General features: G+C 65.1%; 14 protein-coding genes. 10 read left to right on the top strand and 4 right to left on the bottom strand.

All coding sequences use genetic code 11. From position 1 onward, the window contains the following. From ON40_RS07470 to ON40_RS07425, 10 genes are all read left to right on the top strand, one after another. Nucleotides 1–1212 (top strand): acetyl-CoA acetyltransferase, encoded by a 1212-nt coding sequence (locus ON40_RS07470; protein WP_040819927.1) that lies wholly within the window; start codon nucleotides 1–3, stop codon nucleotides 1210–1212. A gap of 35 nt (nucleotides 1213–1247) precedes the next feature. Further along, nucleotides 1248–2393: a thiolase family protein gene (locus ON40_RS07465; protein WP_040819926.1), complete on the top strand. Its 1146-nt coding sequence runs from the start codon at nucleotides 1248–1250 to the stop codon at nucleotides 2391–2393. A gap of 21 nt (nucleotides 2394–2414) precedes the next feature. Beyond that, nucleotides 2415–3185 carry an SDR family NAD(P)-dependent oxidoreductase gene (locus tag ON40_RS07460; RefSeq protein WP_040819925.1) on the top strand — a complete coding sequence of 257 codons (771 nt, stop codon included), beginning with the start codon at nucleotides 2415–2417 and terminating at the stop codon, nucleotides 3183–3185. A 26-nt stretch (nucleotides 3186–3211) separates the two neighbouring features. After that, nucleotides 3212–4027, top strand: coding sequence for a crotonase/enoyl-CoA hydratase family protein (locus ON40_RS07455; protein WP_083895473.1), 816 nt, complete (start codon nucleotides 3212–3214; stop codon nucleotides 4025–4027). Between the two features lie 137 nt (nucleotides 4028–4164). Next, nucleotides 4165–4386 (top strand): hypothetical protein, encoded by a 222-nt coding sequence (locus ON40_RS07450; RefSeq protein ID WP_040819922.1) that lies wholly within the window; start codon nucleotides 4165–4167, stop codon nucleotides 4384–4386. Between the two features lie 75 nt (nucleotides 4387–4461). Continuing rightward, a complete protein-coding gene (locus tag ON40_RS07445) occupies nucleotides 4462–5229 on the top strand; it encodes a hypothetical protein (RefSeq protein ID WP_157186226.1) in 768 nt (255 codons plus the stop codon). A 62-nt stretch (nucleotides 5230–5291) separates the two neighbouring features. Beyond that, nucleotides 5292–5822, top strand: a complete 531-nt coding sequence (locus ON40_RS07440) for a cytochrome c oxidase subunit 3 (protein ID WP_245567706.1) — start codon at nucleotides 5292–5294, stop codon at nucleotides 5820–5822. Then, nucleotides 5819–6076 carry a cytochrome C oxidase subunit IV family protein gene (locus ON40_RS07435; RefSeq protein WP_040819918.1) on the top strand — a complete coding sequence of 86 codons (258 nt, stop codon included), beginning with the start codon at nucleotides 5819–5821 and terminating at the stop codon, nucleotides 6074–6076. Before ON40_RS07440 ends, ON40_RS07435 begins: the two co-directional genes overlap by 4 nt. Nucleotides 6077–6335: 259 nt before the next feature. Beyond that, nucleotides 6336–7172, top strand: a complete 837-nt coding sequence (locus ON40_RS07430) for an alpha/beta fold hydrolase (RefSeq protein WP_040819915.1) — start codon at nucleotides 6336–6338, stop codon at nucleotides 7170–7172. 175 nt (nucleotides 7173–7347) lie between these two features. Continuing rightward, nucleotides 7348–7851: an IS1182 family transposase gene (locus ON40_RS07425; RefSeq protein WP_051192801.1), complete on the top strand. Its 504-nt coding sequence runs from the start codon at nucleotides 7348–7350 to the stop codon at nucleotides 7849–7851. A 550-nt stretch (nucleotides 7852–8401) separates the two neighbouring features. Here ON40_RS07425 and ON40_RS07420 read toward each other — a convergent pair. From ON40_RS07420 to ON40_RS07405, 4 genes are all read right to left on the bottom strand, one after another. Beyond that, nucleotides 8402–9061: a hypothetical protein gene (locus tag ON40_RS07420; RefSeq protein WP_245567705.1), complete on the bottom strand. Its 660-nt coding sequence runs from the start codon at nucleotides 9059–9061 to the stop codon at nucleotides 8402–8404. Between the two features lie 62 nt (nucleotides 9062–9123). Beyond that, nucleotides 9124–10086 carry an MlaD family protein gene (locus tag ON40_RS07415; RefSeq protein ID WP_306305375.1) on the bottom strand — a complete coding sequence of 321 codons (963 nt, stop codon included), beginning with the start codon at nucleotides 10084–10086 and terminating at the stop codon, nucleotides 9124–9126. Beyond that, on the bottom strand, nucleotides 10083–11090 hold the full coding sequence (locus ON40_RS07410; RefSeq protein WP_051192800.1) for an MlaD family protein: 1008 nt from the start codon (nucleotides 11088–11090) through the stop codon (nucleotides 10083–10085). Before ON40_RS07410 ends, ON40_RS07415 begins: the two co-directional genes overlap by 4 nt. Next, nucleotides 11087–12190, bottom strand: coding sequence for an MlaD family protein (locus tag ON40_RS07405; protein ID WP_040820134.1), 1104 nt, complete (start codon nucleotides 12188–12190; stop codon nucleotides 11087–11089). Before ON40_RS07405 ends, ON40_RS07410 begins: the two co-directional genes overlap by 4 nt. Nucleotide 12191: the final 1 nt, after the last annotated feature.

Raw genomic sequence — 12191 nt, 5'->3', positions numbered from 1 at the left:
ATGCCTGCACACGGCATCTGCGACCGGGTCGCCATTATCGGCATGGGCTGCACCAACTTCGGAGAACACTGGGATCGCTCGGCCGACGACATGCTGATCGAAGCTGTCACCTCGACCACGGCCAGCGCTGGGGTCGCCCTGGCTGACGTCGACGCGTTCTGGCTGGGCACCTATATGTCCGGCGTATCCGGCCTCACCCTCAGCCGGCCGTTGCGTCTTCGCGACAAGCCGGTCAGCCGCGTCGAGAACATGTGCGCGACCGGCTCGGAGGCGCTGCGAAACGCTTGCTATGCCGTCGCGAGCGGCGCATACGACATGGCGATGGCGGTCGGTGTGGAAAAGCTCAAGGACTCGGGATTCTCGGGCCTGCTGAGACACTCGATCCCCTCCGACGGCACCGGCGGCACACTCGGAACCACCACTGCCCCCGCGAATTTCAGCCTCCTCGGTCCCGCCTACGCTGAGAAGTACGGCGTGGATTCGGGCGAACTCAAGGACGTCCTGACCCGTATCGCGTGGAAGAACCATCACAATGGCGCCCGCAACTCCCGAGCGCAGTTTCGAAAAGAGGTCTCCACCGAGACCATCTCCCGCTCGCCGCTGGTGGCCGGCCAGCTCGGCGTGTTCGACTGCTCGGGGGTCTCGGACGGCGCCGCGGCCGCGATCGTGGTCCGGGCCGAGGACGCGCATTTTTACATCGACAAACCTCTCTATGTCAAGGCACTGTCCTTCGTATCCGGCGCCGCGGACGGCAACGTCGATCCCGCATACGACTTCACCTCGTTCCCGGAGGTCGTCAGCTCGGCGCGCAACGCCTATAAGGAAGCGGGCATCCGGGACCCCCGCGCCGAGATCGCCATGGCCGAAGTGCACGACTGTTTCACCGTCACCGAACTGGTCTTGATGGAGGATCTCGGATTCGCCGAGCGCGGCACCGCGTGGAAGGCCGTGCTCGACGGCGCATTCGATCTCGACGGGGACCTGCCGGTCAACCCCGACGGCGGTTTGAAGGCCTTCGGTCACCCGGTCGGCGCCAGCGGGCTCCGGATGCTGTTCGAATGCTGGCTCCAACTGCGCGGCGAGGCGCCGCAGGACCGGCGCATCGGCACGACGGCCGCGGGCAAGACGATCGGTCTCACCCACAACCTGGGCGGCGGCCCGGGCGAATGTGTTTCCTTCGTGTCGCTGGTCGGCACCGAACCCAACTCCTGACCTCTCACACGATCCCGCCCCACGGAGGCAACCCAATGCCTGATGCTGTTGTCATCGATGCAGTTCGAACACCGGTCGGACGCAGGAATGGCGGACTTGCACACGTCCACCCCGCCGATCTGAGCGCGGTGACGCTGCGTGCGCTGACGGAGCGGACCGGCCTCGATCCGGCATTCGTCAGCGACGTCGTCTGGGGATGCGTGGGTCAGGTCGGCGAGCAGACCGGTGACATCGCCCGCACCGCCCTGCTGTCCGCGGGCTGGCCCGAGCACGTCCCCGGAGTGACGATCGACCGCCAATGTGGTTCGTCCCAGCAGGCCATCCACTTCGCCGCTGCCGGCGTCATCGCCGGCCAATACGACTTCGCGGTGGCCGGCGGTGTCGAGTCCATGTCACGAATCACCATGGGACTCGCCTTCACCCTCGGCGGAGACCCTTATGCCGGACAGGGCTGGCAGAGCCGGTACGGGCGCACCGCGCACCAGGGCGTCGGCGCCGAAACCGTCGCGCGCACCTGGGATCTGAGTCGCACGCAGCTCGACGAGTACTCGTTGCGGTCACATGCGCGCGCGGCCGCGGCCCAGGATTCCGGGGCGTTCGATGCTCAGATCGTTGCGGCCGAGACCCCGGACGGTGTCGTCGAACGCGACGAGGGCATCCGCCGCGGCGGGACTCTCGAGACCCTCGCCAAGCTCACGCCGGCATTCGTCGAGGACGGAGTGATCCACGCCGGCAACTCGTCTCAAATCTCCGACGGCGCCGCGGCGCTGCTCCTCACCACCAGTGACCTTGCCCGCAAGCACGGTCTGCGCCCCATGGCACGGATACACACAGCGGTGGTCACCGGCTCCGACCCGATGATCATGTTGACCGGACCGATACCCGCCACCCAGAAGGCGCTCAAAATAAGTGGCCTCAGGCTCCGAGACATCGGCGCCTTCGAAATCAATGAAGCGTTCGCCCCGGTGCCGCTCGCCTGGGCCAGCGACCTGGCAGCCGATCACGCTGTGCTGAACCCGCTCGGCGGCGCCATCGCGCTCGGTCATCCCGCGGGCGGTTCGGGTGCGCGACTGGCCACCACCTTGCTGCACCACATGCGGGACAACGGCATTCGCTACGGCCTGCAATCGATGTGTGAGGGCGGCGGCCAGGCGAACGCGACGATCTTCGAACTACTTTGACCAGGACATAGGAGAAACGCAGTGGATATCAGCGGTAAGGCCGCAATCGTCACCGGCGGTGCGGGCGGTCTCGGCGAAGCAACAGTCCGGCGCCTCGTGGCGGACGGCGCCCGGGTGGTCATCGCCGACCTCGCACAGGAGAAGGGCGAGAAGCTCGCCGCCGATCTGGGAAACGCCGCGACCTTCGTCCGGACCGACGTGACCGATGACGCATCCGTCGCCGCCGCCATCGCCGCTGCGGCCGAGCTCGGTGAGCTCCGGGTGACCGTCAACGCGCACGGCGGACCCGTTGCCCAGCAACGCATCCTGAGCAGGGACGGCGCCCCGATGCCGCAGGAACTCTTCGACCGAACCATCGCGATCTACCTCTCGGGCACGTTCAACGTCCTGCGCCAGTCCGCCGCCGCGATGGCTGCTCTCGAGCCGCTCGAGTCCGGGGTGCGCGGCCTTGTCGTCGATACGGCCAGCATCGCGGCGTTCGAAGGTCAAGTGGGACAGTCCGACTACAGCGCGGCCAAAGGCGGCGTGGTCGGTCTGGGGCTGGTCGCGGCGCGCGACCTTTCCGCGGTGGGTGTCCGCGTCGTGACGATCGCCCCCGGAACGTTCTTCACGCCGGCATTCCAGCTCGACGAGGAGCAGGCCGAGCAGACGTGGGGCCGTGCGGTTCCCTTCCCTAAGCGGATGGGCCGACCCAGTGAGTACGCCGATCTTGTGTCCTTCCTGATCGGAAACGACTACATCAACGGCGAAACCATCCGCATCGACGGCGCCCAGCGTTTCGGGCTCAAGTAGCCGAAGACATCCCGCGAACACCTGCGATTGGAATTACGTTGTCCAGCCTCACCTCCGACTCGGTTACCGTGACCCGCGATCAGCACACTCTGGTGATCACGATCAACCGCCCCGCCGCGCGCAATGCCGTCGATGCAGCCGTTAATCAGGCGATCGGCGATGCGATGGAAGCCGCGGACATCGATCCCGACATTCGGGTGATCGTCCTTACCGGCACTGGCGACAAGGCGTTCTGCGCCGGAGCAGACCTCAAGGCCATCGCCCGCGGAGAGATCATCGTCCCTACCGAAGGACCACGGGCAGCGTGGGGATTCGCCGGATACGTCTCGCACTACATTTCCAAGCCCACCATCGCCGCGGTCAATGGCGCGGCGCTCGGCGGTGGCACCGAGCTCGTGCTGGCGAGTGATATCGCTGTCATCTCCAGCGAGGCCGCGCTGGGACTACCGGAAGTGCGGCGCGGCATGATCGCCGGCGCCGGCGGGCTGTTCCGCCTGCCTCGCCAGATCCCCCAGAAGGTCGCGCTCGAGCTGATCTGCACGGGCGAGCCCATTTCGGCGCAGCGCGCCCTCGAGCTCGGTCTGGTGAATTACGTTGTGCCACCAGGTGAGGTCCTCGAACGCGCGCTCGAGCTAGCGCGCACGATCGGCGCCAACGCGCCACTCGCGGTTCAAGCGAGTAAGCGGATCGCCCGGCATATCATCGACGGCCTGTCCAGCGCCGAGTCCGCGGACTGGAAGCTCACCGAAATGGAGTATTCGGCGCTTCGACAATCAGATGATGCCCGGGAAGGGCCTCGCGCGTTCGCCGAAAAGCGGACGCCGATTTGGACCGGCCGCTAATGCTTCGCCCGGAAGGTTGGTGTGATGTGCAGGCGGCGTTGGACGATCACCGCGTTCCCGCTTGGTGGTCTACCGGTGAAATTCCTGCTGGTGAGCCAGAGGTGCTCATTCGGCGCTGCCCGAAAAGACCATGAACCATGACCTCCGAGACATGGTTCCCACCCGGAGATGATGTCCACCTGCGGATATGGCTGGGGGGCACGATCTTCGACTACACGGTCAATGCTGTCGCGGCGCGCAACCTGATCGACGACTGGAGCCGGATGCGTTGGTGCACAATCGAATTCATGCGCCACACCACCGAGGAACGTCGGCTACTGGAACGCCTGCCGTGCGAACGATTATTCCTCGGGCCGTGACCTGGCCGAACCAGCTCGGTCACCTCGATTCCAGCGGTTTTGGTTCACTCATGAATGATTCGCACAGGAGTCAATATGCACAACACCTGGTCTCAGCGGCTGTGCGTCTGGAGCGGTCCGCTTTTCGCACTCTTGTTCTTCATAGGGTACGGCGTGGTCGCACGGTATATCCCGCCACCCGATCCGGCCAGGAGCGCCGCGCAGGTCGCGGGATTTTACCGCGGCCATGCGAACGCCATTCGTCTCGGCATGGTCCTGAGCATGTTCGGCCTGGTCTTCTGGGTTCCCTTCGTCGCCGCGATCTCTGTGCAACTCGAGCGCATCGAGGGCCGGCACTCACCGCTCACCTACGCTCAGCTCGGACTCGGCGCCACACTTCCCGTGGCATTCATCCCCGCCCTCTATTATTTCGAGGTCGCGGCATACCGCCCGCAGCGCTCCGACGAGTCGATCCAGATGCTGAATGACATGGGCTGGCTCCCGTTCACCGGAATCATCTACGCGATCTTCGTCCAGAACATCGTCATCGGCGTCGCGGTCCTGTCCGACCGTCGCACCGTCCCGATCTTCCCGCGCTGGTACGGCTTCTTCTGCCTCTGGTGTGGGCTGCTGTACTGCCCGGCGTGTCTCGATGTCTTCTTCACCCATGGTCCGCTGGCCTGGAACGGGCTCTTCTCCTGGTGGCTATCGCTGGTCGCCTTCTTCGTATGGCTCATCGGCACCACCGTGGTCACGCTGCGCGCGATCTCCATTCAAGCCCTCACGCCAAGCGCAGAAAGCACCGAGGCGGACAGCCCCCAGCCGACCGGGACCCGCACGCGCCCGGGCCTGTTCATCGAATGAGAGACACCGCCGTATCCGGGGGACGAACCAGCCGGGAGCGCCGACTGCCGGCGGAAGCGGGCGTGTGGGTATTCATCGGTGGCGACCTGATCGTCTTCGGCTTCGTGTTCGTTGTCTACCTCGGATATCGCGCGAAGGATCCGGACCTCTTCGCGCGCTCGCAACGCGCACTGAGCGTCGATGCGGGCGCGGTGAACACGCTTGTCCTTCTCACCAGTTCGCTGCTGGTCGTACTCGCGGTGCGAGCGATCCGCGCGGCCGACCCGCGGGTGGCACCACGCCTGGTACTCGGCGCGATGATGTGCGGCGCCGTATTCGCAATAGTGAAGGCGTTCGAGTACTACCACGCGATCGCGCACCATCACACCCCGACCGGAAATGACTTCTTCCTGTTCTACTTTCTGCTGACCGGCCTGCACATGTTTCATGTGGTGCTCGGCCTGGGTTTACTCATCTTTCTGTGGTCACTCGCCCGGCGCGCACATCGGCTCAGCCCGCTCGGGATATCGTTCGCCGAGGGATGCGCCTGCTTCTGGCACCTCGTGGACCTGCTCTGGATCGTCATCTTCCCGCTCGTCTACCTCGTCCGGTGAACCCGCTCAGAATTGCCGGGGTCTGCGTCTGGCTTCTGCTCGTCGCCGCGACCGCGCTCTCGTGGGCGCTCGGCACCGAGACGGGAGGTGCGGTCACCTCGCTCGCGGTCATCGTCGTCGCGTTCGCGAAGGTGCGCCTCGTCGGACTGCACTTCATGGAGTTGCGCGATGCCCCGATTGGCCTTCGCGCAGCGTTCGAGGTGTACCTCATGGTCACCGGCGGGCTGACCGTCAGCGTCTATCTCGCCGGATGAGGCACCGCCCACAGTCGCGATCCGAGCTCGAATTCTGTGCATAATTTCATCGACGCCCACGGGCTCGACGAGGGAGAATTCGAGATACACAGCGCACCAACGACACTCACTCGCACAGATCTGAGACGTGCTGGCGCAGTCCGTTACTTTGACTCACTAGCTAACCTATATTAGGTTGGCTTCGAACTACGCTGGGGGAGACTACGGCCCCAGGCGATCCGGCACAGCCGGGTCCTCGACACCGACAGGAGCCGAAGCAATGACTCTCCGTTTCACCGGCGTCGGCGGCGTCGAATTGGCCGCGGAGCTCACCGGCCGGTGGGATGCCCCCCTAGTGGTACTCCTCCATGGCGGAGGTCAGACCCGATCCGCCTGGGGCGGTGTGGCCACCACACTGACCGCCGCCGGATACCTCGTGCTGTCGCTCGACCTGCGCGGCCACGGCGACAGCGATTGGGCCGCCGATGGCGATTACTCCATGGATGCCTATGCGGAAGATCTCCGCCGGGTCGTGCAGTGCCTGGCCCGGCCCGCGGCGCTCGTCGGCGCCTCGCTCGGAGGACTCGCCAGCATCACTGCCGCCGGCGAGTCGCCGGCCGTCGACTGCACCGCGCTGGTCCTGGTCGACGTCGTACCCCGATCGAACGAAGCCGGTAAGGCGGCGATCATGTCCTTCATGCTCGCCGACCAGGACGGCTTCACCTCCGTCGAGCATGCGGCCGAGGTGGTCGCCGGATATCTTCCGCACCGTCCACGGCCCGCGAACACCACCGGCCTGCAGAAGAACCTGAGACGTAGAGATAACGGTCGCTATTACTGGCACTGGGATCCGCGAATGCTCGGCGAGGAAACGAGCCCGCGAAATATCAGCGAAGAAAGACTCGAGCAGGCCCTCGCAAATGTGCGGGCGCCGATTCTGCTCGTCCGCGGCGATCGCAGCGAAATCGTACGCGCGGAGAATGTGGCCGCTTTCCAGGCGGTCGTCCCGACTGCCGAGTACGTCGAGGTCGCCGGCGCCGCGCACATGGTCGCCGGCGACCGCAACGATATGTTCGGCGGTGCGTTGATCGAGTTCCTCGACCGCCATGTGCGGTAAGCCGACGTCCCGCTGCCGACCATACCTCTAGGTGACCGGTGTTCTTCGTGCGGTGACCGGCTGGTCTCGAGCAGAATGCTGGGGTGACCTCGGGGCGTGTGCCGAGCCAGGGTGATCTGCTGCGGTCGACGGTGGAGTTCTGCGCGGGCCGGGTGGCCGAAGACTCGATTACGGTGTGCTGCACCGTGAATGCGGTCGGTTGTTGCCGGATGAGTTGTTCGCTGATCTGTTCACCGACGCCGGGCGGCGGTCGGTGCCGCCCTCGATCGTGGCAGTGGTGATGGTGCTGCAGCGTATCGAGGGGCTCTCGGATCGGGAAGCGGTGGAACGCTTCGCGTTCGATGCGCGCTGGAAGTACGCCGCTGGTGGCCTGGATTTCGATTATCCAGGCTTCGTGCACACGGTGCTGGTGGACATGCGTGCCCGGCTGGCCCGCTCGGACCGGCCGAACCGCATCTTCGACGCTGTGCTCGAGGTCGCTCGCGCAGCCGGGTTGGCGGGCCGGCGCCGCGTGCTGGACTCGACCCCGTTGTATGACGCGGTCGCCACGATGGACACCATCACCCTGGTCCGGTCAGCAATCCGCGGCGTGCTCGCCGCCGCGGATGCCGAACTGGCCTCTGCGTTGCGGGGACTTGTCACGAGCGTGACGACTACGCCAGCGCCGCCAAACCGGTGATCGATTGGGACGATCAGAGTGCACGGGAACAGTTGATCAATTCCCGCGCCCGCGACGGACACGCGATGCTGACCGCGCTGGACGGACGTCGACGAGCCGACCGGCAGGGGGGCGCAACTCCTGGCCACCGTACTGGGCCAGGACATCATCGAAGACGACGGCGGTTGTTTCCGGATTGTGCGTGGCGCTGCGACCGACCGGGTCATCTCCAGACCATTGCGGCCCGGTGTCCTGCGAACCGATCTGTTCGGACGGGTGCGTGCGCGTGCACAGGATGTATGGCAGTTCACGTGGACGGTGACGGCTGGTGTCCAAGTCCGCCAGCAGGTGTGGTGGCGTCCGGATCGGCAGGGTTGTGGGTGACAGGGCTGTGGTCGGGTAAGCGCCCGAGGGTGATCGAGTCCGTGGTTGCTTGTGTCATAGATTCCTTCGATGATCAGTGGCTACGGCAAATGCTCGGCGTACGGGATTCCTTCCCGGAAGCGGCCGAATTTGCCGTCGATTTCGGGAACATACGCAGTGACGGCCGTAACATCGGGTGCGACGTGCTTTACCTCGGTGCCTTGCCTGGCGTCAGGGCCGAGTCGATGCCGCCGATGTCGGTGATGAGCCAGTTTTTGTGACTGTCGACGGTCAGTTTGTAGGTGGCCGTGGATTGGATGCCGTCGGGTGCCTGACTGTTCTTGGTAAGCACGTTGACGAAGCAGTCGACCGAGTACGCCCCGTTCGACTCCGAGGTGACCTTGGCGGCGACCGGTGCGGCCGTCGACACCCACTGCAGCGGCGTGATGATCTGCTCCATCGAGGTGCCCGCCTGGGACAGGCGGGTGGACAGCTCCGGGCTCGTGCCCCTGGTCAACCGGCCGCGCCACGAGGCCAGGTCGTGGAAGTCCATCTGCGCGGCGCCGGTGGCATAGTCCAGGGCCACCTGCTCGGCATGGGCCTGGGCGGCCATGCCGGCGTGCAGGTGATCGAGATCGTTCGATGTGGAGTGCAGCTGCCAGCCGAGCACGCCCAGGGCGATGACGACCGCGGCGGCCACCGCCGCGGACACGATCGTCTTCAGTTTGATGGCGGCTTCACCGACGCTCTGTCCCCTGCGGACGACCGCGCCGACGGCCGCGGATCCGCGCTTGTGCTGCGGCGAATCGGTGTCGGCCGGCGCGTCGGTGCCGGGCTTGTCTTCGAACAGTGCTGTTTTCTGGGTCATTCTTCTTGCTCTTCCTAGTAACGGGCGGGTCGACGGTCGTTCGCTGTCAGTCCGGTATCGACCTACTTTCCCGGCACGCGGAGGTGGATGGTGAGGCTGTCACCGGAATCGGTTGCGGCAAGCGCATTGTCGAGCACCTGACCCACGTTCACCGTCGACATCGCCGCGGCACCGGCCCGCACGCCCGGCAGCAGATCCACACCGAGCGTGTGCAGATCGGTAGCATTCTTGTCCAGGAAACCCTGGAGGTCGACGAGGAACGGGCCCGCACCATCCCGGATGCCGACCGTGGTTGGGCCCCTCCCCTGGGCGAACCGGATCCCGTTCAGCAATTCGCCGAAAGTGGAACCGAATTGCGCGATGGTCGGCGTGGTGTTGGCCAGGTCTGCGGGCACCTTCCCGCTGCGCAACAGCAAAGGCTGCATGGCCTTGAACACCGTGGTGAGACTGTCCGCCTGGTTGGTGATCATGGTGGCCAGCAGTTCACCGGCATGATTCAGGTTGCCCAGGACCTGGGTGTCGTCGGGCAGAGAGACGTTCAACTCATGGAAGACGTCCCGAATCTTGTCCGGATCGACCTGTTCGAGCATGCGGGTCAACCGCGCCGACAGCTCCTTGAAGGTGGTCGGCTCCGTCACCTCCGCGGGGTTGACGGTGGCATGATTCGCCAGATACGGGCCCGATTCGGTGTCCGGGGTGACCGCGACGTAGGCCTCACCCAGCGCGGACAGGTTGTCCACCCGAAACCGGCTGTCGGCCGGGATCCGATACCCGTCATCGTATTTCATCGCCACCGACGCCCCCTCGGCCGAAGAGGTGATGTCGGTGACGTGACCGATCTGGACACCACGCAGCAGCACCCGGGAACCGATGACAAGGCCGTTGGTGTCCGGCACCGCCATACTGACGGTGCGCACGTGCTCCATGACCCCGGTCTCGAGACCGAGGTGATCCATGTAGACGAACGACGCCACCGCCAGCGCCGCCATCCCGGCAACGGAAATACGTGTCTTAGTGAGGATCATTTCACCGCTCCCAGCATGCGCAGCACATTCTCCACATCACCGATCACCTGATCGCCCTTTGCGGATTGCACCGACCGAATGTTCACCGACGGGTCCTTCACGAACGGCGCCACCGTGTTCTGCAGGAAGTTGGTCAGCTTGTCCGAGGAGGTGACGTCGTAGATGTCGCGGATCTGCCCGCCGGCATTGGCCAGCGAGTCCAGCATCGGGACCATCCAGAGCCCGCCCTTGAAGATGCTGCCGATTGCGGGCAGAATCTGCGCAATATACGAGACGATGTCCTTGGCCGCCAGATACCAGAAACGTACTCCGTGCTGGGAGAATATCTCGGCGAGGGTGGGGTTGTTGGCGTCGATCGCGGCGGCGGTGGCGTTGGCGCCGTTGAGCATCCGGTCGATCTGGCCGGTGTTCCGGGACAGGTCGTGGAAATCGGCGGCCACGACCGAGGCCATGTTCTGCACATCGGGCAGATTCGGCATCACCCGGTTGATCCGGGTCATCGCGTCCTCCACCTTCTGGATGCTGCCGCCGTTGACGAAGTAGGCCAGCACCGCCATGGTGTCCTCGAGCTGCGGCGGAGACGTGGTGCGGCTCACCGGAATAACGCCATCCGGCTGCAGCACAGTGGTCATGGGCGTGTTCGGGTCGTGATCCAGCTCGAGATAGGTGTCACCGAGCAGGGTGTCCTGGCGGATGATCGCGTGCGCGTCGACCGGCACCCGGGTGCCGGCCTTCATCTGCACGGCCACCGACACATCCCGGCCCGGGGACACATCCACGCTGTGCACCACCCCCACGCGCAGGCCGTCCATCATGACGTCCGCACCCGCGGGCAGGTTCATCACGCTGGCGAACTGCACGGTCAGGTCGTACGACTTGCCGATCCCACCCGTCACCGACGGCAGATCGTTCGGGCCCAGCGAGCACGCGGTGCTGGTCACCACGACACTGCAGCACAATGCGGCCGCGCCCATACCGGCCTTGAGCCTGGTCGAGAGTTTCATCTACTTCCCTTCGCAACAACCAGGTCCAGCAGCCGCAACGCGGACACCTGGACATGCCCGCCCGCGTTGGTGCAACTGCCCGCGGTCATGTGGTTGAGCACATCGCACATCTGCCCCGCGTCGGGCGCATTCACCTGCACCGTCGGCGGCTGGTAGGCCACGGCCAGCCCGCCCGAGCTGTGCGACTGTTGCCGCAGCACCGAAGCCACCGACGGGATCGAATCCACCAGTCCCGCAAGATCCTTCGAATGACCCGCCGCCAGATGGATCGCATCGGACACCGGGCCATCCAGCGACGGCCACAGCAAGTCGCCGTAGTCGGACTGGATCATGTACAGCGTGGCGACCAGCCACCCGACAGAACCGACGGCGACTTTGTTCGCAGCCGCAATCAGATCGGTAGCGGCCGGCGCGATCGCCGGCGCCTGGTCGAGGATCGACTGAATGGTCGCCCATTTCTTCAGCGCTTCGTCGCTCATGGGCGCCATGTTGTGGATGATCGAGCCGATGTCCGAGACGAACTGGTTCGGGCTCGACATCGCCTCCGAGGCATGCTGCATCATCTGGCTGGCCAGCTCGCCGTTGCCGTGCATGGCCTTGTCGAAACCGTCGACCGCCTGCTGGAAGCTCTTCTTGTTGTCGTTCGGGCTCATCGCATCGATGAAATCCGCCGCCGACCCGGCGATCTGGGAAATACTCTTCGGTGTGAACGTCCGCGAAGTCGGAACACACAGGCCCGCAGCCAGTTTCGGACCGGAAGTGTAGTTACCGACCAATTCCAGGCTGCGATCGGCCAGCAGCGACTTCGAGCGCGTCACCGCCTTCACATCCGCCGGATACGCCCGCCCGGCATCGAGACTGAAAGTGACCTTTACGTGATCGCCCTCCGGGTGCACACTCTCGACGTGCCCGACCTTGAAACCCATCTGAGTCACCGGATTCCCCGGATACAGACCCACCGTGTCGGACATGTCGGCACAAAAGCCCGATCCTCCGCCGGACCCGCCGCCGTCGGTGCTAGCCGCGTATCCCACCGCACCGGTGGCCGCGAGGCCCACCACCACGGCGGACACGAGCGCTACTTTGCGATTCTTCTTCATC

It is taken from the genome of Nocardia jiangxiensis NBRC 101359, from assembly GCF_000308615.1.
GTDB classification, from domain to species: domain Bacteria; phylum Actinomycetota; class Actinomycetes; order Mycobacteriales; family Mycobacteriaceae; genus Nocardia; species Nocardia jiangxiensis.
Note: the sequence above shows the minus strand (reverse complement) of the source record. Positions and strands in the feature narration are given on the sequence as shown.